Origin of the sequence: Catellatospora sp. TT07R-123 (genome assembly GCF_018327705.1) — a bacterium.
Taxonomy (GTDB): domain Bacteria; phylum Actinomycetota; class Actinomycetes; order Mycobacteriales; family Micromonosporaceae; genus Catellatospora.
On record NZ_BNEM01000001.1, the window covers coordinates 2,931,169 to 2,953,261 of the forward strand.

Genomic DNA, 22,093 nt, shown 5'->3' on the forward strand with positions numbered 1-22,093 from the left:
CGAAACGCGTGAAGATCGGCGTTTCGGGTCACGGCGTGGCTCTGAAGACCGCCTTCCGACCGCAACCGGCGATCTTGCCCTGGTGCGAGCGCCCGGTGGGGCGGCGGCGGGTCAGGGGGTAGGGAGGGGGAGGTGGGGGGCTAGGACGGGGGTTAGGAGGCGGGCGTAGGTGGCGGTTAGGTGGCTGTTGTCCTTGTAGACCAGGGTGTTGCCGACGATGACGGGGCAGCGCACCTGGGTGCACAGCCACGGCAGCGGGTCGATCACGGTGACGCCGTCGAGGCGGGCGGCCTCGGCGACCATCGCGCGGCGCTTGCCGTCGCCCACTGCGGCCTGGGTCGGCCGGTGGCAGAAGTCGACGCTGGTCAGATGGGCCGACACGCACTCGGGGGCGTCTCCGGCGGGCCAGGCCGTGTCGCTGATCAGCACCTGCCGGGTGCCGGGCTGGGCGAGCCGGGCGAACGTCTTGCGCCAGGCCCCGGCCCAGCCCGCGGCCTGGTCGGCGCCGACGTCCACGGCGTCGCCGTTGCCGTTGGACGACATCACCACCAGCGCCGGGTGCAGCGAGCGGATGTACTCCACCGCCGCGTCGCGCCACTGCACGCACTCGGTGTAGTCGCGCTTCAGGTTCGGCATGTAGATCAGCGTCGACGCGGCCGAGCAGGCCGACTTGGTGACCACGGCCAGCCGCCAGCCCCGGTCCTTCGCGATCTGCTCCAGCGGCGGGAACCAGTGCCCGGCGTGCGAGTCGCCGAACAGCACCATGGTGACCGCCCCGGAGGTGTCGCCGTACATGCAGGGCTTGCGCACGTCGGACTCGGTGAACGCCGGGTCGCAGCCGTCGCGGTAGAGCTGCGGCACGTCGACCTCGGCATGCTCCACGGCCGGGGTCAGGTTGGCGGGCACGGTGGTGGTGTCCGCGGCGGCGGCGACCGCGTTGATCAGCTCGCGCTCGGCGCCGGTGGCGTCGCGCAGCGCGGCGGACATGTCCAGCGCGGTGCCGGTGCCCGTGGTGGACGGCGGCACCAGCACCGGCGCCGCCACGGCGGCCGCGGCCAGCACCGACGACAGCCCGACCCCGAGCGCGATGCCGTGCCAGGGGCGGCGGCGCAGCCGGGGCGCCGAACGCACCGGGTCCTCGACCCGGCGCAGGGTCGCGGCGGCCAGCAGGTACGACAGCCCGGCGAGCACGACCAGCTTGCCGGTGGGCAGCTCGCCGAGGACGTACGGCGCGATGATCAGCACGGGCCAGTGCCACAGGTACCAGCCGTACGACAGCCGCCCGGTGAGCTGCACCGGGGCCAGGCTGAGCACCGCCGACCACGGGTGCGCACAGCCCGCGCCGAGCACCAGCACGGTCGCCAGCACCGGCAGCGCCGCGGCGTACCCGGGGAAGGCCGTGGCCTCGGTGAACGCGAGCGCGGCGGTGACGATCCCGGCCAGGCCGAGCCAGCGCAGCACCACGGCCAGCCGCACCGGCAGCCGCTCCCACCGGTGCGCCGTCGCCGCGACCAGCCCGCCCGCGGCCAGTTCCCAGGCCCGGGTCTGCATCCCGAAGTACGCCCACGGCGCCGACACGCCCGTCTGCCACACCGACAACCCGAACGACACCACCGCGATGAGGCCGAAGACGGCGAGCACGACCCGCCCGCGCAGGTGCGGGCGCCGCCGGGTCAGCAGCACCGCGGCGATGACCAGCAGCGGCCACACCACGTAGAACTGCTCCTCGACGGCGAGGCTCCAGAAGTGCTGTAGCGGCGACGGGGTCTGCGCCGCGCCCAGGTAGTCGGTGCCCTGGACGGCGAGCCGGTAGTTCATGCCGTAGAAGGTGGTGGCCAGGGCGTCGCCGGCGATCTGGGCGAACCGCACCGGCGGCAGCCACAGCCACGCCGCCATGACCGTGACCGCGGCGGTGAAGGTGGCCGCGGGCAGCAGCCGCAGCGCCCGGCGGGCGTAGAAGCCGGTGATCGAGATGGTGCCGGTCTGGCGCACCTCCTTGAGCAGGTGGCCGGTGATGAGGAACCCGGAGATGACGAAGAAGACGTCGACGCCGACGTAGCCGCCGGACAGCACGCCGACCCCGGCGTGGAACAGCACCACGATGGTGACGGCGAGCGCCCGCAGCCCCTCGACGTCGGGGCGGAAGGCGGGCTGCCGGTCCGGCCGCCGCGGGCGTGTCGGCGCGGGCGCCGGATCGGGCGCGGGCGGGGCTTCGTACACGGTGGCGGTCATCGCGTTCCTGTCGGTGCGGCGGGGCGGTGGACGTCACGATGGCTATCAGCGGACGGCACCGGCAGGACGTGCGAAAAGCCGCCCGAAATCGCATTCGCCAGAAGTTCCGCCCGATGGGGTTAGTCCAGTCGGGCAATGGATTCCGGATGAGTCGCGACCACCATCCACATGCCACTGACCGCAACCCGACACCGTACGTCAACAGAGGTCGATGGCCGGTTCGCCGCAAGTTCGACACTCAGCCGTTCGGCCAACCCGGTACCGGTACCTCACGTTGTTCACGCGCCTATGAGTGACCTAATCCCGACGCATGGATCGTCTCGCCACACCCTGTCGCAGGGCCTTTTCGCATCGTTGTCGCCGATAGATTCCGCAGGTCCACTACGGACCAACATCGACGCGCCGCTTCCCCCGGCGCGTCCGCACAGGGGAGCCTCTCGATGGCGTTCGGCTCTAGCCAGCACATCCTGCCGGTGACGGGCGTGAGCATGCTGCTCGCGCCCGGTGTCGTACTCAAAGTGATCTCGGCCGCGCTGAGCGCGGTGCTGGTCGGCGTGGTGCTGCTGCGCATGTACAGCCAGCGCGAGCGGGCGGTGATCACGGCGCGGCCGCCCGCGCGGCACCGGGCCGTGGGCCGGGCCCGCGTCCGGCCGGATGGACGGGGCCCCGGTGCGCGCTGGTAGCCAGTGGGCGCGGTTCGCGGCGGCGGGTGCCTGCGCCGCCGTGACCGTCGCCTACGTGAAGCTGGTCGGGGTCGACACCGCCGAGCGGATCCTGTCGCTGGTGGTGCTGCTGTACTCGCTGGGCATCCTGGTCGCGGGCCTGCTGCGGCGCCACCGGAACCTGCCGCTGCCGCAGGGACGGATCATCGCGGTGGTGCCGGCGTACAACGAGGACCCGGAGATGCTGCACGACACCGTCCGCAGCCTGCTCAACGGGACGGTGGTGCCCGACGTGATCCACGTCGTGGACGACGGGTCGGCCTCGGAGCTGCCGCCGTTCCAGCACGCCCGGGTGATCTGGCACAAGCGCGAGAACGGCGGCAAGCACCACGCCCAGGCCACCGCGCTGGCGGCCGAGCTGGAGAACTTCGACTTCGTGGTCACCGTCGACAGCGACTCGGTGGTGGACCGGCACGCCGTGGAGCGCTGCCTGCGCCGCTTCGCCGACCCGAAGATCCAGGGCGTCACCGGCGTGGTGTACGCGATGAACCGGGCCGAGAACCTGATCACCAAGGTCACCGACCTGCACTACCTGCACAGCTGCCTGGTGATCCGGGACGGGCTGTCGGCCACCGGCGACATCTTCACCGCCTCCGGCGCGCTGGCGGTGTGGCGGTCCGAGGTCGTCATGGACAACCTCACCGAGTACCTGCGCCGCGGCGTCGCCGACGACCGGCACCTGACCCACTTCGCGCAGCGGCGCGGCACCACCGCCGCGGTCGCCGACGCGATCGTGCACACCGCCGTGCCCGACAACGCCCCGGACCTGTTCCGGCAGCGCATCCGCTGGGCGCGCGACTACTACCGGGTGACCGCGCTGGACATCCGGTACCTGAGCGGCTGGTCGTTCTGGCTGCGCACGTTCGACTTCGTGCTGATGTGCCTGGCCCCGATCTTCATCCTGGGCGCGCTGATGGTGTTCCCGTTCGCGCAGTGGCGGGTGCCGTGGGTCGGCGTCGGGCTGTGGGTCGTCTTCCTGTACGCGCAGACCACCATCTACCTGTTCGACCGCAAAGGCGTGCCGCTGGGCGAGCGGTTCACCACCTGGCTGTTCCTGACCCCCGCGCTGTACGTGTTCCAGCTGGTGGTGGTCGGTCCTGCGGTGCTGGCCGGGCTGATGAACCTGCGCCACAAGTCGTGGCAGACCCGCAACGAGGCCAAGCAGGGGTCGCGGCCCGAACTGGAGCCGGTCGTGGTCAGCAGCGGGCGGCTGTTCTACCTCGACCTGCTGCGGGCGCTGGCGATGGTGCGGGTGGTGGCCTTCCACGCCACCGGGTTCGCCTGGCTCGGATTCGCGCTGCCGTCGATGGGCGTGATGTTCGCCCTGGCCGGATCACTGATGGCCCGGTCGATGATCAAGGCGAAGGACCGGCCGGAGATCGCGATCTGGAGCCGGTGGCGCCGGGTCATGCCCGCGGTGTGGGCGGCCGGGCTCGTGCTCGTACCCCTGATGTGGGTGATGGGGTGGGACGGCCGCGACGCGCGGCCCTTCAACGAGACCGCCGTGCTCGCGTGGGTCTTCCCGCTGTCGGACCCGCCGGGCAACGACTGGGCCGTGCCCATCACCGGCGTGCTCTGGTACATCCGCACCTACCTGTGGCTGACCCTGCTCGCGCCGCTGCTGTGGTACTGCTACCGCCGCCGCCCCGTGCTCACCACGCTCGCCCCGGCGGCGCTGCTGCTGGTGGCCCCGCACATCGGGTTCAGCTCGTGGCTGGGCGACGTCATGCAGACGCTGGGCATCTACGCGCCGTGCTGGGTGCTCGGCTACTGGCACGCCACCGGTCGGCTCCAGCGGGTACGGCGCGGCATCGTGCTCGGGCTGGCCGGGCTCCTGGTCGGCACGGCCCTGGCCTGGTTGCAGGCGTTCCCGCCCGAGCGGGGGCTGCTACAGGCCAGCCCGGTCGGGCAGCTGCTGTGGTGCGCGGCGTTCATCGTGCCGATGCTGCACTGGGACCCGAAGCTGACCTGGCTGGCGGCCCGCACCCGGTTCCGGCGGCTGATCGAGTGGATCAGCGGGCGGTCGCTGACCATGTTCCTGTGGCACCAGCTCGCGGTGATGACCGCGATCCTGCTGCTGGAGAAGTCGCACGTGTGGAGCCTGAACAACGAGCCGCTCGCGATCGCGCTGAAGCTGTTCCTGTCGTGCCTGCTCATCGGCACGGTGTGCTGGCTGGTCGGCTGGGTCGAGGACCTGCCCCGGCAGGGGATGCGGCTGCGGCCGCGGGTCGGGCGGCACCACCGGGAGGTGGTCGCGGTCATCGCGCCCGCCCCCGAACCGGACCAGACGATGGTCCTGTCCGTCCTCGGCGCCCCGACCGTACGCGGCCGCGCACCCGTCCCCGGGGCGACCCTGGTTCCCGTGACCTCCGACTCGCCGGTGGGGTGGGGGTGATCGTCGTCTGCGGTCGGAAACCGTTGCGTGGGGCCGGTTTCCGACCGCAGACGACGATCATCGCGCGCCCCCGGGCGCGAAATGACGGCGCCGGGGCTGGTGCGCGCCGGTAGGGTCGGCCGCATGCCTCTTGCATATGATCTTGAAGGGCCCGACGGGGCCGAGACCGTCGTACTGCTGCACTCCTCGGTGTGCGACCGGCGGATGTGGCAGCCGCAGCGCGAACCGCTGCTGGCGGCCGGATACCGGGTGCTGGCGCCCGACTTCCGCGGCTTCGGCGACTCGGCGTACCCGACCGGGCCGTACAACAACGCCGAGGACGTGATCGCCCTGCTCGACTCGCTCGGCATCGAACGGTTCGCGCTGGTCGGGGCGTCGTACGGCGGCCGGGTGTCGCAGGAGGTCGCCGCCCGCTGGCCGGACCGGGTCACCACGCTGGCCCTGCTGTGCGCGGCGCGGCGCGGCCAGGAGCCGACCGCGGCCATCGAGGCCTTCTCCGAGCAGGAGGAGAAGCTGGTCGAGGCCGGTGACCTGGCCGGGGCGACGGCGCTGAACCTGGCCCTGTTCGTCGGCCCGCGCGCCGACGCGGCCACCCGCGAGCTCGTCACCGCGATGCAGCTGCACAACTTCGAGGTGCAGCTCGGCGGGGCCGACCACGGCCGGTCCGATCAGGACCACGACCTCGGCGCGGTGACGGCGCGCACCCTGGTCGTCTCCGGCGCCCACGACGTGGACTTCTTCACCCAGACCGCCGAGCATCTGGCTACGCACATCCCGGGAGCCCGGCACCTCGCGCTGGACTGGGCCGGCCACCTGCCCAGCCTGGAGGACCCGGCCGCGCTGAACCCGCTGCTGCTGGAGTTCCTGCACGGCTGACGGCGCCTGCGGGAGTCCCCGCACGGCCGGCGGCGCCCGCTGAAGCCCTGCACGGCCGGCGGCGCCGCCCGGGGCGGCTGGCATGATGATCACCATGAATACTGACGAGCTGGCCGCCGCCGTCGACCGGCGCTGCCGCCTGCAGGGCGAGTTCCTGCTGCGGTCGGGGCGCACCGCGACCGAGTACTTCGACAAGTACCAGTTCGAGGCCGATCCGGTGCTGCTCGACGCCCTGGCCGCCGAGCTGGCCACGCTGGTGCCCGCGGGCACGCAGGTGCTGGCCGGGCTGGAGATGGGCGGGATCGCCGTGGTCACCGCGCTCGGGCGGCACACCGGGCTGCCGTGCGCGTTCGTCCGCAAGGCCGCCAAGCCGTACGGCACCGCGCGGCTGACCGAGGGCGCCGACGTCGCGGGGCGCCGGGTGACCGTGGTCGAGGACGTGGTCACCTCCGGCGGCCAGATCGTCATCTCCACGGGTCAGCTGCGCGAGCTGGGCGCGGTGATCGAGCAGGCGGTATGCGTCATCGACCGCGAGGAGGGCGGCGCGGCGGCCCTGGCCGGGCACGGCATCGCCCTGACGGCCCTGCTCACCCGTACCAGCCTCGACGCGGCCCGTTCGGCGAGCGACGCATAAGAGCGGAAAAGGGGCCATTCCGGTACGGAAAGCGATCGGAAGGTGCCCTTGCCTACGCACGAAAAAGGTGGCTCGGTGGCGGCGCTCACCCCCGTTAGCGCCGCCACCGGCCACCATCTGTTCGGGTGGTGCCGTCCCCCAACGGCGTGCCACCCATCCCCCGGGCACTCGGCTCGGCGCCACCAGCCGGAAGAGCTTCCAGCCGGGCCTCGCCCTTCGGGACCCTCGAAACGTTGTTCGAGCTCCGGGCTTTCCTCGAGCTTCGTGCCTGCCGATCACGCTACGTCGCCGACCTGGCCATCGTCCAGGGCAAACCCAAGATTTTTTTACTTTCTGTAGGCCCTTCGACTACGCAGCGTATATCTAATGGGTTACCGCGTCGCCCGGTTGCCGACCTGCCGCCCCCGGCACCCGAATCGTCCCCGGGGATGTGTGCCCCGCCGTCCCCAGCGTCCCATTACCCCGCTGACCCTGTGTCGCCTCCCACTCCCACCCCCGCTCGCCCCCCTCGCGCCCCCGCTCGCCGCCGAGCGGCCGCGCGAGGCTGCACTTTCGGGGAAAGTGCTGGAATCTTGGGCCCTTTACGTGCAGTTTCCCCGAAATTGCATGATCGTCACCGTCGCGCATCGCGCGGGCATCGCGCGGGCGGCGGGCGGGCGGCGGGCGGGCATCGCGTGGGCGGGCATCGCGTGGGCGTCGCGTGGGTGGGCGGCACGCGGGAAGGGTGTGCGGGTACGTTCGCGGCGTGGATGCGGGTGGGAAGCGGTTCGCGGGCGGGGTCAACGTCGTCGAGCGGATCGGGGACGCCGTGCACCGGCCGGCCGGGCCGTGGACCCCGGCGGTCCACGCGCTGCTACGGCACCTGCGGGCGGCCGGATTCACCCAGGCCCCGGCGGTACGCGGCACCGACGCCGCCGGGCGGGAGGTGCTGGACTTCGTCGCGGGCGAGGTGCCGGACTACCCGCTGCCCGGCTACGTGCGCGCCGACCGGACCCTGGTCGCGGTCGGGGAACTGCTGCGCCGCCTGCACGACGCGAGCGCCGGGTTCACGCCGCCGCCCGGCGCGGTCTGGCAGCTGCCGCCGCGGGAGCCCGCCGAGGTCGTCTGCCACGGCGACCTGGCGCCGTACAACTGCGTGTTCCGGGACGGGGAACTGGTCGCGGCGATCGACTTCGACACCGCGCATCCGGGGCCGCGGCTGTGGGACCTGGCGTACACGGCGTACCGGTTCGTGCCGCTGAGCGCTCCGGAGAACCCCGATTTCACCGCGCCGATCGGCGAGCAGGTCCGGCGGCTGCGGCTGCTGGCCGACGCGTACGGACTCGACGCCGGCCAGCGGGGGCGCCTGCCGGAGACCGCCGCGCGCCGGGTGCGGGCGCTGGCCGGGCACATCCGGGCGCAGGCGGCGCTGGGGCACCCGGCGTTCACCCGGCACCTGGCCGAGGGCCACGCCGACCTGTACGAGGCCGACGCGGCCCACCTCGACCGTCAGCGCGACCGGTTGGCCGCCGCCTGAATCACCGGCAGCACCATCGTCTGGTCCAGGGCGGGCGCGGCGGTGGCGGGCGCGGTGCGGCGCTGTGCCCACCGGGCCCGGTTGCCCGCCGCGTCGGCGGCCCGGCGCAGGCTGTCCGCCGCGGCGGCCGCGGCCTCGCTGGCCAGCCACGCCGTCTTCTCCCGCGCGGCGGCGCGGCCGTACTCGTCGCGCAGGCTCTGCCGGGCCGCCCGGCACAGCTCCGCCTCCTGCTCGATCGGGTGGCGGCGCGGGTCCCAACCGGCCCGGTGCGCCAGCGCGTCGCTGAGCTCCAGCGCCGACAGGCGGTTGTGCGCGGAGGCCGACATGGCGTTGCGGTGCAGGAAGCGCTCGCGGAACGCGTACTCGGCGGGGGTCTGCGGGGTGCGCGGCAGCGGGATGGCCCTGGCGGCCAGCACCCGGCGCGCGTCGGTGTCGGCGGCGTCGAACTCGTGCCAGGCGCGCTCGGCGGCGTCCTGGGCGGCCAGCCACTCGTCGCGGCGGCGACCGGCGACCGCGGCGGCCCGGTCGGCCGCCAGCCCCGCCTCCTTCGCCCGCTGCTGGAGCGTACGGGTGTGCGCCGCGAGGAGCTGTCCGGTGGACGGACCGGCGGGGACCGGCTCCGGCTCCACCGCCACCGCCCCGGTGAACGCCGCGCGCAGCAGCTCGCCGAGGCGGCGCAGCGGCCGCGCCACGGCGGGCACGGCGCTGTCGCGCACGGCCGTGACCCCGCGCCGGACGAAGGCGGCACTGCCGCGGGCGTCGCCGTCGCGACCGGTGGCCACGCCGTAGGCGGTGCGGTGCGGGGCGAACGCGTCGCGGTGCGCGGTCGCGCGGGAGGTGGGCACGTCGTCGTCGCGGTCGACGGTGACGCGGTGGTAGGCGGCCAGCGCGATCGCGGCCAGGGCGGCGGCGACGGCCAGCCCGAGCCAGATCAGGGCGGCGTGGGACAGGCCGAGCAGCAGGTTGGCGAAGACGACGTCCATGGTTCGACACCTCGGGGTGAGCGGTGTGGGCGAGGGGTGCGCGCATACGGCCGCGACGCGGCGGCGTCAGGCGGCGGGCAGCACGGTGTTGGGGGTGCGCGTCAGCGCGGTGGAGGACGGGTGCGGCGCGAGGGGCCGCCGGCTCAGTGCGCGGCGGGCGGGGCGCGGGAGGTGCGGCCGTCGGCGAAGGGGTCGCCGATCGGCTGCGGGCAGGTGTGCGGCCCGAAGGTCAGTGCGACGGGCTCACCGGGCCCGAGCAGCAGCCGCACCACCGGGGCGGCGTCGCAGGGGGCCGGGGCGGCGCGGTCGACGGTGGCGGCCGGTCCGGCCGGGGCGAACTCGACTGCGGCGGCCGAACCGGACGTCGCGGGAACCACCCGCATGTCCTCGGTGGACAGCGTCGGGCAGGCGGCCGCCGGGCTGGACAGCAGCGACATCAGCACCAGTGCCGCGAGCAGACGCAGCGACAGGCGCGCGACCCACCGAAGTGGACCCGCGAGCGCGCTGAATGTCACGAAAAGAAAACTACCCCGCCCGGCCCGCCGTCGCATCCCAAGTGGTCGACACCACAAGAAAGCAGCAAGATTGCGGATCGTGGACGCCAGGTGCTGCCAGAGCGACACCCCGCGTCCACGATTTCGGATCACCGCCGCGCTACTCGTCGAGCCAGGCGGGCAGGGGTTCGCGGGCGGCCAGCCAGTCGGCGGGGATGCCGTCGCGGCCCGTGTACGCCGCGACGATGCCGCCCGCGATCGCGGCCGTCGTGTCGATGTCGCCGCCCGCCCTGACGCAGGCCCGGATCGCGGCCGGGTAGTCGTCGAGCCATCGCGCCGCGACCCACAGCGTGAACGGGACCGTGTCCTGCGCGGTGACGCCCGAACCGTTGCCCAGCACGTACGCGGCCTCGGCGACCGGGACGTGCAGCATCCGCCGCGCCGCCGCCGTGTACTGACGCACCTTTCCGCGCGGCAGGTACTCCAGGACGGCGTCGAGGAAGGGGCCGGGCTTCGGGCGTACCCCCGACAGGCGGCCCGCGACCGCGAGGCTCGCCGCGACCGCGACCCCGACGGCGCCTGCCACCCCCTCCGGGTGCGCGTGCGTGACCTGCGCCGATAGCACCGCCTGCGCTGCGGCCCGGCTCGGGTCGGCGGCGAAGTACGCCCCCAGCGGCGCCACCCGCATCGCGGCCCCGTTGCCGCAGGAACCCTGCCCGTCGAAGAGTTCGGCCGCGGCCCGCTGCCAGGGCACGCCCTGGCGGACGTTGTGCAGCAGCACGAACGCGCCGACACCGTAGCCCCGGTTCGGCTCGCAGCGCTGGGCGAAGGATTCCACCAGCTCATCGGGGTCGATCCGGCCGGCCCGGCGCAGCATCCACAGCACCGAGCAGGCCATCTCGCTGTCGTCGGTCCACTCCCAGACCGGAGGCGGAACGATCCCCGCCAGTAGATCGTCGACCTTGGGGCCGACCGTGAAGTACTGCGCTCCCAGCGCGTCACCGACGGTGAGTCCCGCCAGGCTGTCCGCGGCGTATCCCAGCCGCGTGCTCTCGTGAAGGATGAAGGACATCTCCACCCGATCCTTGCGCCGGGGCGGCCCGGAAGCAACGGCTATCCGGCGGCGCGGTGCAGCCGCTCCGCCAGCGACCGCAGCGCGGCCGACAGCTCCGGGGCGTCCACCACGGTGAAGTCGGCGTCGAGCAGGCCGAGCCACAGCGCCATGGTCTCGGCGTTGTCGGCGCCGACGGTGACCGCGCAGGTGTGCTCGTCGGCGACCTCGATCGACCCGGCGGAGGCGGGCAGCCGCTGCGCGATCACGTCGGCGGGCGCGTGCACGATCAGCCGGGCCCGGTAGTGCCAGGCGGCGGTGGACACGCCGCGGGAGACGTACGCGGCGAGGTCTTCGGCGGGCAGCGGGCGCGGGGCGAAGCGCGGGCCGCCGGGGGTGCGCGGCTCGATCCGGTCGACCCGGAACGTGCGCCAGTCCCCGCGAGCGGTGTCGTAGCCGACCAGGTACCACTTGCGACCCCAGTTGACCAGGCGGTACGGCTCGACGTCGCGGCGGGTGGCGGTGCCGTCGTGGGCACGGTAGTCGAACCGGACGCGCTCGGCGTCGCGGCAGGCGGCGGCCAGGGTGGTCAGCACGGAGGCGTCGACCTGCGGGCCGCGCCGGGCCGAGGGCACCGCCACCGTGTACGACTGGAGCGCGTTGACCCGCCGCCGCAGCCGCACCGGCAGCACCTGCTCCACCTTGGCCAGTGCCCGCAGCGACGTCTCCTCGATCCCCGCGATCGACCCGCCCGCCGCCGTACGCAGCCCCACCGCGACCGCGACCGCCTCCTCGTCGTCGAGCAGCAGCGGCGGCAGGTTCGCCCCGGCGCCGAGCCGGTAGCCGCCGACCGCGCCGCGGGTGGCGTGCACGGGGTAGCCGAGGGTGCGCAGCCGCTCCACGTCGTTGCGGATGGTGCGGGTGCTGACGTCGAGGCGGCCGGCCAGCTCGGGGCCGCTCCACTCGCGCGGGGTCTGCAGCAGCGACAGCAGTCGCAGCAGGCGGGCTGAGGTCTCCAACATGTTTTCATCCTGCCACTTCATCAGGAACGAACCGTTCCTAATATGCTGGCAGGGTTCACCGCATGACGAACATCAGCAACGGCCGCCGCTGGCTCGGCCTGCTCGCGATCCTGGCCGCCACCCTCATGAACCTGCTCGACGCGACGGTGGTGAACGTGGCCGCCCCGTCGATCCTGGCCGACCTGCACGGCGACTACGCCGACCTGCAGTGGATCGCCGCCGGGTACACCCTGGCCCTGGCCGTCGGGCTGCTGGTCGGCGGGCGGCTGGGCGACATGTTCGGGCGGCGGCGGATGCTGCTGCTCGGCGTGGCCGGCTTCGTGGCCGCGTCGCTGCTGTGCGCGGCGGCCTGGTCGCCGGGTGCGCTGATCGCGGCCCGGGTGGTGCAGGGCCTGTTCGGGGCGGTGATGATCCCGCAGGGCTTCGGCCTGATCCGCGACCTGTTCGGCCCGGCCGACCTGGGCAAGGCGTTCGGCGCGTTCGGGCCCGCGATCGGGCTGTCCACCATCCTTGGGCCGATCGTGGCCGGGGCGCTGGTCGACGCCGACATCCTCGGCACCGGCTGGCGCATGGTGTTCGGCATCAACCTGCCGCTGGGCGCGTTCGCCCTGCTGGCGGGCCTGCGTACGCTGCCCGCCGGGCGCGTCGCGGTGGCGGTGCGGCGGCTGGACCCGACCGGGGCGCTGCTGGCCGGGGCGGGCATGTTCCTGCTGGTGTACCCGCTGATGCAGGGCCGCGAGGCGGGCTGGCCCGCGTGGACCTGGGCGATGCTGACCGCGTCGGTGGCGGTGCTGGGCCTGTTCGCCGTGCAGCAGCTGCGCCGCAAGGCGTCCGGGGGCACGCCGCTGGTGGAGCTGAGCGTGTTCGCGAAGCGGTCATACACCTCGGGTGCGCTGTTCGTGCTGGTCTTCTTCGGCGCCATCGTCGGCTTCTCGCTCGCGGTCGGCCTGTTCCTCCAGCTCGGCCAGGGCAAGAGCCCGATCGGGGCGAGCCTTTCCATGGCGGCGTGGGCGATCGGCGCGTTCCTCGGCTCGGGCTTCAGCGCCGGGGCGATGGCGAAGCTCGGCCGCCGCATCCTGCACCTCGGCCTGGCCGTGATGACCGTGGGCCTGGTGCTGCTGTACGCCGCGTTCGCGAGCCAGGGCATGGGCATCGGCGGCTGGCACCTCGGCGTGCCGCTGCTGGTGTACGGCGCGGGCATGGGCATGATCTTCGTGCCGCTGTTCGACGTCGTCATGGGCGAGATCGCCGACCATGAGGTCGGTTCGGCCGCGGGCATCCTGGAGTCGATCCAGCAGCTCGGCTCGTCGCTGGGCGTGGCCGCGCTGGGCACCGTGTTCTTCTCGACCGTCGGCGCCGCCTCCGGCGGGGCGGGGTTCCTCACCGCCGCGCAGCGGGTCACGCTGATCGCCGCCGCGCTGACCGTGGCCGCGTTCGGCCTGGCGTTCGCGCTGCCCAAGCGGGCCCGCCAGGGCCACGCCCCGGCCGAGGCGGCCGCCCCCGCCGAGCCCGCCTTCGCCTAACCCCGAAGGACGTAAGGAAGGGCACCTTCTTATCGCATTGCGAGGTAGAAGGTGCCCTTCTTGACGCCGCTGTCGGAGGGTGGGGATAGCGTCGGGCGCGTCCATGGTGGAGCGATGAGGGCGGAAGCGATGTACCGACAGGGAGATGTGCTGGTGCAGCCGATGGCGCGGGAGGCGCTGCCGGTCGGGCTGGTCGACGCGCCGCGCGACCGCGGCAACCGGATGGTGCTGGCGTACGGCGAGGCCACCGGCCACGCGCACGTGCTCACCGGCGACCGGGTGAGCCTGCTGTGCCCGCCCGACGACCCCGGCACGCTGTACGTGATCGTCGAGGGCTACGGCCGCCTCGGCCACGAGGAGCACGGCGCGATCGGGCTGCCGGTCGGCAGCTACAAGGTGATCCGCCAGCGGGAGTACCTCCCCGGCGCGATCCGCCCGGTCGCGGACTGAGAGGCGCGGACATGCTGCTGGAGGACATGGACCTGGCCCAGCGGGCCGAGGCGTGGCTCGGCTCGGGCCTGTGCACCGAACCGGCCGAGCGGGCCGCCGCCGAGGCGGGCGTGCGCCAGGCGTACGCGGCCGCGGGGCTGCCCGCACCGGCGCGCATCGTGTGGCTGGGCTCGCCCGAAGCCGGGGCGGTCGCGGTCGCGCTGCTGACCACCGGCGCCGCCGGGACGCTGCCCGCCGGGGCGGAGCTGGTGCGCACGCGGCTGCTCACGCAGGGCTGCGCGCCCGGCACGCAGCAGCTCGGCCGCTCGGTGCGGCCGCAGGTGCGCACGGCGCCGTGGGCGCGGGCCCGCGCCGCGCTGTCGGCCCGGCTGGGCGGGGTCGGCTTCGCCCGGCACTGGGCGGCCAGCGCCCGGCGGCCGTGGCAGCAGCTCAACGAGCAGCTGGCCACCCCGCTGCGGACCCGGCTGGACGCGCAGTTCGCCGCCGACACCGGCCCGCTCGGGCAGGCGGCGCGGGCGGCGCTGCTGGACGTGGTGCACGGCCAGCACGACGCGGCCTGGCTGCCCGCGTTCACCGGCGCGGCCGTGGACGGCGAGCTGTCCGGACTGGCGGCGGTCGCCGCGAGCGCGGGCTGGTGGTGGGCGTACGAGCAGGTCGCGATCCTCACCGAGCGCCCGACCGCGCTGCACCGCGACAACCTGGGCCGCCTGCACCACGGCTCCGGCCCGGCCCTGTCCTACCCGGACGGCTTCGCGCTGTACGCCTGGCGCGGCATGCCGATCCCGCCGGACGTCGCGGCCGAGCTGCCCCGGCTGACCATCGAGCGCATCCGCGCCGAGGACAACGCCGAGGTGCGCCGGGTCATGCTGGAGTTCTTCGGCTACGACCGCTACCTGCGCGAGTCCAAGGCCCGCGAGCTGCACCGCGACGAGACGGGCATCCTGTGGCGGGTGGAGCTGCCCGGCGACGAGCCGCTGGTGATGGTCGAGGTGGTGAACTCGACGGCCGAGCCGGACGGCAGCTTCCGGACGTACTTCCTGCGGGTGCCGCCGACCACGCGCACCGCCCGGGGCGGGGTGGCGTGGACGTTCGGGGTCACCGAGGAGGAGTATCAGCCGCTGGTGCAGACATAGCCGCCGCCGGGGCGCCCCAGGTCGGCCCGGGGCCGGCCGGTATGCGTTCGAGCACGCCGCCCGCGAAGACGGAGTAGAGGTCCAGCCGTTTGAGGTGCACGTAGCCGATGTGGCAGTCGCACTCGGCCTTCGTGCATCCGCGCGGCCCCAGCGCGGCGCGGTACGAGCCGTCGTACAGGTTGCCCAGCGGCTCGGGCAGGAAGTGGCAGCGGCGCACCGTGCCGTCGCCGAGCACGGACAGCGCCGTCTCGCCCGCGCGGCACTCGTGCCCGAGCGAGGCGTGCGGGCGGACGCTGTACCCGAACAGCGGGTCGATCGCCGTCCACGCGGCCTCCGCACCGGCGTCGTAGGAGTGCCCCTCGGCGGCGTTGATCCACAGGTAGGTCGACTCCGGCAGCAGGGCCCGTACGGCGTGCGCCTCGGCGAGGTGCTCGGGCAGGCCGACCATGCCGACCGAGTGCCGGACGCCGTGGGCGGCCAGCCACGCCGCCTTGGCCAGGAAGCGGTCCCGGGTCACCTGGCCGGGGTGGTAGGTCGCCCACAGCGCGACGTGTTCGCGGTCGGCGTCGAGCAGCCAGTCCAGCCGCCCGGACAGGTTGGTCTGGATCGCGACCCGGTCCACGTGCGGCAGGTGCGACAGCTCGACCAGCGCGCGGCGGTACCAGGACCGCACCAGCCCCTCGCCCCACGGTGTGAACAGGACCGAGATCGTGTCACCGGCCTGGTTGGCGCGCACCCAGTCGACGAAGCGGTCCAGCGCGGCCCGGTCGGCGCGCAGCTGCTCCCGGCTGTCGCGCCGCTTCGCGAACGGGCAGTACGGGCAGTCGTAGTCGCAGGAGGCCAGCGGGCCGCGATACAGGATGGACAGGTTCATCGCGGCGCGTGCCCCGCCATCAGCTCGCGCACCGGCCCGGACACCAGCCACGGCCCGATCGCGTCGGAGTGGGCCAGCCCGTCGTCGGTCAGCCGCAGCAGCCCCGGCCCGGCGGTCAGCCAGCCGCGCGCCTCCAGCTCGGGCAGGGCCGGGAAGTCGTCGCCCGCGGCGGTGCCGAACCGTTTCGCGTACGCCGACAGGTCCAGCCCGTCGGCCCGCAGCAGCGACTTGAGCAGCCAGCGGCGCCGCTGCTCGACGGCGTCCAGGGCGAACCCGTGCTCGGCGAAGGCGAAGTCGCCCGGCGGGCGCCGCAGGTAGTCGTCGATGATCGCGCGCACCCCGCCGACCCCGACCGCGTAGTCGAACGAGTAGTGCAGCTCGCGCGTGTACGACCGGGCGCCGCAGCCCAGGCCGACCATGCCGTCGTCCTGGCAGCAGTAGTCGGGGCCGTCCGGGTCGGGCACGTCGGCCCGCCGGAACTGCCGCATGGACAGCTGCCGGTATCCGGCCGCCCGCAGCACGTCGCGGCCCTGCCGGTACAGGTCGAGGCGCTGCTTGTCCCAGGCCGGGTCGGCGGCGGTCTCGTGGCGGCGGGCCAGGCCGGTGAGCGGGCGGACGTACAGCGGGTAGAGGTAGACCTCCTCGGGGCGGCGGCGCAGCGTCTCGTCGAGGGAGTACTGCCAGGTGGCGGCGGTCTGGCCGGGGATGCCGTAGATGAGGTCCAGGTTGCGCACCGGGATCGGGGCGGCGAACAGCACGTCCAGGGCCGCGTCGACCTCGGCGCGGCGCTGCGGGCGGCCCGCCGCGTGCGCCTCGGGGTCGAGGAAGCTCTGCACGCCCATGCTGACCCGGTGCACCCCGTGCCCGGCCAGCACCGCGATCCGGTCGGCGGTCGCGGTCGCGGGCGAGGTCTCCACCGACAACGCGGCGCGCGGCAGGTCCACGCCCAGCCCGGCCGGGATCGCCAGCAGCTCCTCCAGCTCGTCGGCGGTCAGGTACGTGGGCGTGCCGCCGCCGATCGCGGCGCGGGCGAACCCGGCCCCGTCCAGCGCGTCGGCGGTCGCCGCGGCCTGGTGGCGCAGCTGGCGCAGGAACGCCCCGACCTGCTCGGCGGGCGGGTTGGCCCGGGTGAACAGGTTGCAGAACCCGCACCGCATCTCGCAGAACGGCACGTGCAGGTAGAGGAAGAGGGCGTCGACGGGCTCACCGGCCCAGACCTCGCGCAGCGCCGGGCGCGGCCGCAGCGGGCGGTACGCCGTCTTGTGCGGGTACGCGTACAGGTAGCCCTGGTAGGGCGAGCCGCCGAGCATCGTCACCACTCCCCTGGTCGCAGCGTGAACTGCGCGTACGGCACCGTCCACACCACCTCGTGCCCGAGCCGGTGCCCGGTGTGGCCGTCCTCGCCGTACGCGGTGCCGTGGTCGGCGCAGACGATCGCGAAACAGGGCCGCCCCCGCCCGGTGACCAGGGCGAACAGTTCCGGCATGCGGGTGTCCACGTAGGCCAGCGCGGCGGCGTGGCTGTCCCGGCTGTCCTGCGTCGCGCCGGGCAGGTGGTGCCGGTTGGGTTGGTGCAGCGCCGCCACGTTGAGGAACGTGAACAGCGGCCGGTCGGCGGGCAGCGCGGCGGCGCTGGCCCGGAGCTGGTCGAGCTGGGCGCGCAGCGGGTCGGGGTGGGTGACGCCGAACTCGCGCCGCCAGTGGTCCTCGTCGAACAGGTCCGGCAGCACGCTGCCCAGCGCCGAGGCGCGGTTGAAGAAGCCGACCCCGCCCAGGCAGAGCGTGTGGTATCCGGCACCGCGCAGCGCGGTCACCACGTCGGGCTCCTCGAACACCCAGGTCCGACCGGTCGACGTCTCGCTGCCGGGGAACGCCGCCGCGAACAGCCGCTCGTGCCGCCCCGGAACGGTCGGCGTGGGCAGGAAACCCGCGAAGAACGCCTGGTGCGCCGCGTACGTGAAGCTCGCCGGGGTGTGCCGCCGCTCCCACCGCCCGCCCGGCAGCACCCGGGCCAGCTGCGGCGTGCGCCCCTGCTCGACCGCCTCCGCCGCGACGTCGTAGCGCAGCGTGTCCAGCGTGACGAACAGGATGTCATGCCCGCCCAGCAGCGCGTTCATGTCCACCGCTGTGCCCGCCGCGGCCGCCGTGCCCGCCGCGGGGTCCACCGCCGCCGCGTGATCCGGGGCCGCCGCGTGGTCGAGCGGATGGTCGAGCTCGGTCCCGGTCACCGGTCACCTTCCGCTCCGGCGCGACCGTCGCCCGGGTCGCGCAGCCTGTCCGCGCTGCCGTCACACCACCTGTGCCGCCGTCACACCACCCGTGATGTGGCCACACCATATGTGGTGTGGGCCGTGCGGCGTGATGGTGCCCCGGAGCCGGGCAGTGCGGCGAGCTGGGCGGTGTAGGTGTCGCGGCCGTCGTGCAGCAGGTTCGGCAGCAGGTCGCCGAAGGCGTTGACCTCGGCGATCGCGTGGCGGCGCCAGCCGGGGCCGAACATCAGGTCGACGCCGACGTGCGGGCTGCCCGGGAAGCAGGCGGCGGCGCGGGCGCAGCTGTCCATGGCCGCGTCCCAGTGCGGCCCGGCGGCGGCGCGCACCGCGGCCAGATCCCCGCGTACGCCGCCGAGGTGCAGGTTCGTCATCGGGTGGCGGCTGGCCCGGACCACGGTGTGCGCGGGGCGGCCGCCGATGACCAGCACCCGCAGGTCGATGGTGCGGCCGCCGAACCCGGCCTTGGGGAACCAGCGCTCCACGTGCAGGCCCTCGGGCGCGAGCCGCGCCACGATCGCGGCGACGTCGCGCTCGTCGCGGTAGGTGCGCACCCGCAGCGAGTTGAACAGCCCGTCGGCGGCCAGCTCGACCGAGGTCACCGCCTGGCAGCGGGCACCGGCGACCTGTACCGCGAGCACGCCGGACGACGACGAGCCGTGCCGCGTCTTCACGAACACCCGGTGCCAGCCCGCCTCGCGCATCGCCGCCCGCAGCCCGGCCCACGCCCCGTCGGCGCGCGACGACGTCCCGCTGCCCGCGCCACCGGCATCGCCCGCGCTATCCGGGCCGCCCGAGTCGGCTGCGGCGGCTGCGGCGGCTGCGGCCGCGTCGAGTTCCGGGACGGGCAGGGCGGGCGGGACGGGGACGCCCGCGGCCGAGAGACGGGCGTGGCAGCGGGCCTTGTCGAACAGGACCCCGATCTCGGCGGGATCGTGCAACAGCACGGCGCCGTCGCGGGCGGCGGCGTCGGCCACCCGGGTCAGGGCGCGGCCGAAGCCGCCGTACCAGGCGCGCAGGCCGATGATCTCGCCGTGGCGGGCGGGCTCGGCCGCACCGCGCAGCAGGCGGTCGACTTCGGCGTCCTCGCCGGGCGAGTCCACCCGCACCAGCGAGCCGGCCGGGAAGCCGAAGGGCGCCCCGGCCGCCACCGCGTGCCAGGGCACCACGTGCGGTGCGGGCAGCCCGGCCGCCCGTACCGCGTCGAGGAAGAGCGCGACCCGGCGGTTGCCGGGGTTGCCGACCACCGCCAGGCGCGGCTCACTCCGATACGGAGATGAAGCGGTCGTCGTCATCCGGGTCGCCGGCGTCGCCGAGGTCCAGCTCGACGCCCGCGGCCTCGAGCTCGGCCGACAGCCGGTCCATCATGGTCTCGCTGAGGAAGTGGTGGTGCAGGTCGAGCTGCTTGAGGTGGGTCAGCGGCTGGCCCGCGAGCAGCGCGGCGCCGCCGACGTCGGTGAGCACGCCGAGCGACAGGTCCAGCCGCTCCAGCCGGGCCACCACCGGCGCCCCGGCCACCGCCGCGGCGAACTGGTCGGCCAGCTCGGCGTCGCGCAGGGCCAGCGAGGTCAGCGCGGGCAGCCGGGTGCCGGACAGGATCGGGGCCAGGTCGTCGGCCGTGGCGTCGCCACCGTAGTTGTCGGTGCCCAGCCACAGCTCCAGGTGCTGGAGCGCGGGCAGCTCGCACTCGCCGACCGCGCGTACGACGTGGGCGGGCAGGCCGCCGGACTCGATGGTCAGCTCGCGCAGCCGGTCGTGGCGCAGCGGCTCCAGGCGCAGGCCCTCGGCGCCGCGCACGGACAGGATCTCCAGCCGGGGGTACGCCCGCAGCAGCGGCGTCACGTCGCCCTGCTGGATCCAGGAGATCTCCTGCTCGTCGAAGGTCATCTCCCCGACGAACAGGGCCCGCAGCGCGGGCAGCCGGTCGGCCGCGGCGACCAGGGCGTCGATCGGGGCGGTGTGGTCGTACGCCTCGCCCCACTCACCGATCACGAGGGCGGTGACCCGGTGCGCCCAGTCGGCGTTCACCAGCCCGTCGAAGCGCAGCTTGAACAGCTCCGCCCCGCCGTCGTAGTCGGTGTCGACGCGCCACGCGTACGCGGCCGGGTCGGCCGGGACGTCCAGGTGCGGGTCGAACGCCGTCACCGGCAGCCCGGCGAACCGGCTGATGTGCTCGTTGATGGTCATACGGCCTCATGGCTGTCGAGGGGTCCGTTGTCGGGCTGACCTTAGCAACCCGCGCTGTTCGCCTGCCGAGGTCGGGGGCGTCGGCTTAGGTTCGAGGGGACGGTCCGGCGGCGGAGGTCCACGATGGCGGATACCAGCACGGCCGGCACCTCGCCCGCGCGGCCCGGACTGGTGCTGGTGGCGCTCGTCCTCGTCGCCGGGGTGGCCAATCTGAACCTGTCGGTGGCCAACGTGGCGCTGCCGGAGATCGGCCGCGCGTTCGACTCCTCGCAGTCCGTGCTGAACCTGATCGCGGTCGGCTACTCGCTGGGCCTGGCGGCCTCGGTGCTGTACCTGGGTGCGGTCGGCGACAGCCGGGGGCGCAAGCGGATGCTGGTCGCGGGCATGTGCCTGTCGGTGCCCGCGTGCCTGCTCGCGGCGTACGCCCCGACCGACACGGTGCTGTTCGGCGCCCGGGTGCTGGGCGGCCTGTCGGCCGGGATGGCGTATCCGACGACGCTGTCGCTGATCGCCGCCCTTTGGACCGGCCCGGCCCGGACCAGGGCGATCGCGCTGTGGTCGAGCATCGGCGGTGCGATCTCGGCGCTGGGCCCGCTGGCGGCGGGTGCGACGCTCCAGCTGTTCTGGTGGGGCGCGGTCTTCCTGCTCACCCTGCCGATGCTGGTGGTCGCGCTGGCCATGGCGCTGCGGTACGTCCCGGCGCACGTGCACGAGGGCGGCGAGCCGGTCGACCACCTCGGCGGCGTGCTGTCCGTGTTCACGATCGCGGGCCTGGTGCTGGCGGTGAACTTCGCGCCCATGCCGCGCCAGGGCACCGCCGTGCTGTCGCTGGCCGTCGTCGCCGCCGCGGCCGGGATCGCGTTCGTGCTGCGCCAGCGCCGCGCCCGGTTCCCGCTGTACGACCTCGCCATCGCCTCCCGGCGCGTCTTCTGGGTCGCCGCCCTGGCCGGGATGGTCGTGTTCGGCTCGCTGATGGGCGCGCTGTTCATCGGCCAGCAGTTCATGCAGAACGTGCTCGGTTACACCTCGCTCCAGTCGGGCGCGGCGGTGCTGCCCTCCCCCGTGCTGATGGCGCTGTGCGCACCGGCCTCGGCCAGGTTCACCGAGCGGTACGGCGCCCGGTTCACGCTGCTGGTCGGCTACTCCTGCTGCCTGCTCTCGTTCACCGTGATGCTGCTGCTGTGGCACGAGCACGCCGGATACTGGCGGGTCGGGCTCGCGTACGCCCTGCTCGGTGCCGGGGTCGGCTTCGCCGGGACCCCCGCCTCGCGCTCGCTGACCAACTCGGTCCCGGTCACGCGCGCCGGGATGGCCTCCGGCACCGCCGACCTGCAACGCGACCTGGGCGGGTCGGTCATCCAGTCGGTGCTGGGCGCGCTGCTCACGGCGGGCTACGCCGCCTCGTTCGCGCGGCAGGTGGCCGCCTCGCCCGAGGCGGCCAGGGTCGGCCGGGCCACCGAGGCCGAGCTGCAGAAGTCGTTCGCCGCGGCCGCCGACACCGCCGCCCGCTACCCCGCGTACGCCGACCAGATCACGGCCGCGGCCCGCGCGGCGTTCCTGCACGGCGACCAGCGCGCCTACGCCGCCGCGATCGTCGCCATCCTCGGCGGCATCGCCCTGGTCTGGTTCCTGTTCCCGCGCCACGACCGCGAGCTCGCCCTGCTGGCCGAGTACGCCCGCGGCGACCCCGCCCCGGGTCCGGCACCGGCCCGAAATCCGGTGGGCGGGGGGTAGC

Annotated in this window: 19 protein-coding genes; 9 read left to right on the forward strand and 10 right to left on the reverse strand. The window is 74.2% G+C overall.

All coding sequences use genetic code 11. The features are described 5' to 3' along the window. Nucleotides 1–111: 111 nt before the first annotated feature. Nucleotides 112–2,232 (reverse strand): acyltransferase family protein, encoded by a 2,121-nt coding sequence (locus Cs7R123_RS12465; protein WP_212826230.1) that lies wholly within the window; start codon nt 2,230–2,232, stop codon nt 112–114. 440 nt (nt 2,233–2,672) lie between these two features. Between Cs7R123_RS12465 and Cs7R123_RS12470 the strand changes: the two genes are divergently transcribed. From Cs7R123_RS12470 to Cs7R123_RS12490, 5 genes are all read left to right on the forward strand, one after another. Then, on the forward strand, nt 2,673–2,915 hold the full coding sequence (locus Cs7R123_RS12470; RefSeq protein WP_212826232.1) for a hypothetical protein: 243 nt from the start codon (nt 2,673–2,675) through the stop codon (nt 2,913–2,915). Then, nucleotides 2,902–5,349, forward strand: coding sequence for an acyltransferase family protein (locus tag Cs7R123_RS12475; RefSeq protein ID WP_212826234.1), 2,448 nt, complete (start codon nt 2,902–2,904; stop codon nt 5,347–5,349). The genes Cs7R123_RS12470 and Cs7R123_RS12475 overlap by 14 nt, the downstream gene beginning before the upstream one ends. A 123-nt stretch (nt 5,350–5,472) precedes the next feature. Beyond that, complete coding sequence (locus tag Cs7R123_RS12480; RefSeq protein ID WP_212826236.1) at nt 5,473–6,225, forward strand: alpha/beta fold hydrolase; 753 nt, start codon at nt 5,473–5,475, stop codon at nt 6,223–6,225. 94 nt (nt 6,226–6,319) lie between these two features. Further along, a complete protein-coding gene (locus tag Cs7R123_RS12485) occupies nt 6,320–6,859 on the forward strand; it encodes an orotate phosphoribosyltransferase (RefSeq protein WP_212826238.1) in 540 nt (179 codons plus the stop codon). Nucleotides 6,860–7,604: 745 nt separating this feature from the next. Next, nucleotides 7,605–8,375, forward strand: coding sequence for a phosphotransferase enzyme family protein (locus tag Cs7R123_RS12490; RefSeq protein ID WP_212826240.1), 771 nt, complete (start codon nt 7,605–7,607; stop codon nt 8,373–8,375). On the opposite strand, the gene Cs7R123_RS12495 is transcribed toward Cs7R123_RS12490, so the two are convergent. The 4 genes from Cs7R123_RS12495 to Cs7R123_RS12510 all read right to left on the reverse strand — a co-directional run bounded on the left by Cs7R123_RS12495 (nt 8,348) and on the right by Cs7R123_RS12510 (nt 11,925). Beyond that, nucleotides 8,348–9,358: a hypothetical protein gene (locus Cs7R123_RS12495; protein WP_212826242.1), complete on the reverse strand. Its 1,011-nt coding sequence runs from the start codon at nt 9,356–9,358 to the stop codon at nt 8,348–8,350. The two genes, Cs7R123_RS12490 and Cs7R123_RS12495, sit on opposite strands and share 28 nt — an antisense overlap. Nucleotides 9,359–9,501: 143 nt before the next feature. Continuing rightward, entirely contained in the window at nt 9,502–9,873 is a 372-nt protein-coding gene (locus Cs7R123_RS12500) for a hypothetical protein (RefSeq protein ID WP_212826244.1), read from the reverse strand. A gap of 139 nt (nt 9,874–10,012) precedes the next feature. Next, nucleotides 10,013–10,924, reverse strand: a complete 912-nt coding sequence (locus Cs7R123_RS12505; protein ID WP_212826246.1) for an ADP-ribosylglycohydrolase family protein — start codon at nt 10,922–10,924, stop codon at nt 10,013–10,015. Between the two features lie 41 nt (nt 10,925–10,965). Next, the gene (locus Cs7R123_RS12510) at nt 10,966–11,925 is read right to left on the reverse strand and encodes a YafY family protein (protein WP_212826248.1); all 960 of its coding nucleotides are present in this window, start codon (nt 11,923–11,925) and stop codon (nt 10,966–10,968) included. A 62-nt stretch (nt 11,926–11,987) separates the two neighbouring features. On the opposite strand from Cs7R123_RS12510, the gene Cs7R123_RS12515 reads away from it, so the two are divergent. The 3 genes from Cs7R123_RS12515 (at nt 11,988) to Cs7R123_RS12525 (ending at nt 15,031) form a co-directional block, all read left to right on the forward strand. Beyond that, complete coding sequence (locus Cs7R123_RS12515) at nt 11,988–13,448, forward strand: MFS transporter (RefSeq protein ID WP_212826250.1); 1,461 nt, start codon at nt 11,988–11,990, stop codon at nt 13,446–13,448. 129 nt (nt 13,449–13,577) lie between these two features. Further along, a complete protein-coding gene (locus tag Cs7R123_RS12520; RefSeq protein WP_212826252.1) occupies nt 13,578–13,898 on the forward strand; it encodes a hypothetical protein in 321 nt (106 codons plus the stop codon). Between the two features lie 11 nt (nt 13,899–13,909). Next, the gene (locus Cs7R123_RS12525; protein WP_212826254.1) at nt 13,910–15,031 is read left to right on the forward strand and encodes a DUF6745 domain-containing protein; all 1,122 of its coding nucleotides are present in this window, start codon (nt 13,910–13,912) and stop codon (nt 15,029–15,031) included. Here the strand turns inward: Cs7R123_RS12525 and Cs7R123_RS12530 are convergent. From Cs7R123_RS12530 to Cs7R123_RS12550, 5 genes are all read right to left on the reverse strand, one after another. Continuing rightward, nucleotides 14,994–15,905: an STM4011 family radical SAM protein gene (locus Cs7R123_RS12530; protein WP_212826256.1), complete on the reverse strand. Its 912-nt coding sequence runs from the start codon at nt 15,903–15,905 to the stop codon at nt 14,994–14,996. The two genes, Cs7R123_RS12525 and Cs7R123_RS12530, sit on opposite strands and share 38 nt — an antisense overlap. Continuing rightward, nucleotides 15,902–17,215: an STM4012 family radical SAM protein gene (locus Cs7R123_RS12535; protein ID WP_212829118.1), complete on the reverse strand. Its 1,314-nt coding sequence runs from the start codon at nt 17,213–17,215 to the stop codon at nt 15,902–15,904. Before Cs7R123_RS12535 ends, Cs7R123_RS12530 begins: the two co-directional genes overlap by 4 nt. A gap of 2 nt (nt 17,216–17,217) precedes the next feature. Then, a complete protein-coding gene (locus Cs7R123_RS12540; protein WP_244871783.1) occupies nt 17,218–18,132 on the reverse strand; it encodes an STM4013/SEN3800 family hydrolase in 915 nt (304 codons plus the stop codon). Between the two features lie 80 nt (nt 18,133–18,212). Continuing rightward, complete coding sequence (locus Cs7R123_RS12545; protein ID WP_212826258.1) at nt 18,213–19,466, reverse strand: STM4014 family protein; 1,254 nt, start codon at nt 19,464–19,466, stop codon at nt 18,213–18,215. Continuing rightward, a complete protein-coding gene (locus tag Cs7R123_RS12550; RefSeq protein WP_212826260.1) occupies nt 19,432–20,358 on the reverse strand; it encodes an STM4015 family protein in 927 nt (308 codons plus the stop codon). The genes Cs7R123_RS12545 and Cs7R123_RS12550 overlap by 35 nt, the downstream gene beginning before the upstream one ends. A 123-nt stretch (nt 20,359–20,481) precedes the next feature. On the opposite strand from Cs7R123_RS12550, the gene Cs7R123_RS12555 reads away from it, so the two are divergent. Further along, nucleotides 20,482–22,092 (forward strand): MFS transporter, encoded by a 1,611-nt coding sequence (locus Cs7R123_RS12555; RefSeq protein WP_212826262.1) that lies wholly within the window; start codon nt 20,482–20,484, stop codon nt 22,090–22,092. Nucleotide 22,093 lies beyond the last annotated feature (1 nt).

What these genes read in the sequence shown, in the direction of transcription:
- Cs7R123_RS12495 (WP_212826242.1), bottom strand. Translation starts at nt 9,358, where the DNA reads ATGGACGTCGTCTTCGCCAACCTGCTGCTCGGCCTGTCCCACGCCGCC.
- Cs7R123_RS12470 (WP_212826232.1), top strand. Translation starts at nt 2,673, where the DNA reads ATGGCGTTCGGCTCTAGCCAGCACATCCTGCCGGTGACGGGCGTGAGC.
- Cs7R123_RS12530 (WP_212826256.1), bottom strand. Translation starts at nt 15,905, where the DNA reads ATGAACCTGTCCATCCTGTATCGCGGCCCGCTGGCCTCCTGCGACTAC.
- Cs7R123_RS12520 (WP_212826252.1), top strand. Translation starts at nt 13,578, where the DNA reads ATGTACCGACAGGGAGATGTGCTGGTGCAGCCGATGGCGCGGGAGGCG.
- Cs7R123_RS12545 (WP_212826258.1), bottom strand. Translation starts at nt 19,466, where the DNA reads ATGACGACGACCGCTTCATCTCCGTATCGGAGTGAGCCGCGCCTGGCG.
- Cs7R123_RS12535 (WP_212829118.1), bottom strand. Translation starts at nt 17,215, where the DNA reads ATGCTCGGCGGCTCGCCCTACCAGGGCTACCTGTACGCGTACCCGCAC.
- Cs7R123_RS12555 (WP_212826262.1), top strand. Translation starts at nt 20,482, where the DNA reads ATGGCGGATACCAGCACGGCCGGCACCTCGCCCGCGCGGCCCGGACTG.
- Cs7R123_RS12550 (WP_212826260.1), bottom strand. Translation starts at nt 20,358, where the DNA reads ATGACCATCAACGAGCACATCAGCCGGTTCGCCGGGCTGCCGGTGACG.
- Cs7R123_RS12515 (WP_212826250.1), top strand. Translation starts at nt 11,988, where the DNA reads ATGACGAACATCAGCAACGGCCGCCGCTGGCTCGGCCTGCTCGCGATC.
- Cs7R123_RS12485 (WP_212826238.1), top strand. Translation starts at nt 6,320, where the DNA reads ATGAATACTGACGAGCTGGCCGCCGCCGTCGACCGGCGCTGCCGCCTG.
- Cs7R123_RS12480 (WP_212826236.1), top strand. Translation starts at nt 5,473, where the DNA reads ATGCCTCTTGCATATGATCTTGAAGGGCCCGACGGGGCCGAGACCGTC.
- Cs7R123_RS12505 (WP_212826246.1), bottom strand. Translation starts at nt 10,924, where the DNA reads ATGTCCTTCATCCTTCACGAGAGCACGCGGCTGGGATACGCCGCGGAC.
- Cs7R123_RS12465 (WP_212826230.1), bottom strand. Translation starts at nt 2,232, where the DNA reads ATGACCGCCACCGTGTACGAAGCCCCGCCCGCGCCCGATCCGGCGCCC.
- Cs7R123_RS12510 (WP_212826248.1), bottom strand. Translation starts at nt 11,925, where the DNA reads ATGTTGGAGACCTCAGCCCGCCTGCTGCGACTGCTGTCGCTGCTGCAG.
- Cs7R123_RS12525 (WP_212826254.1), top strand. Translation starts at nt 13,910, where the DNA reads ATGCTGCTGGAGGACATGGACCTGGCCCAGCGGGCCGAGGCGTGGCTC.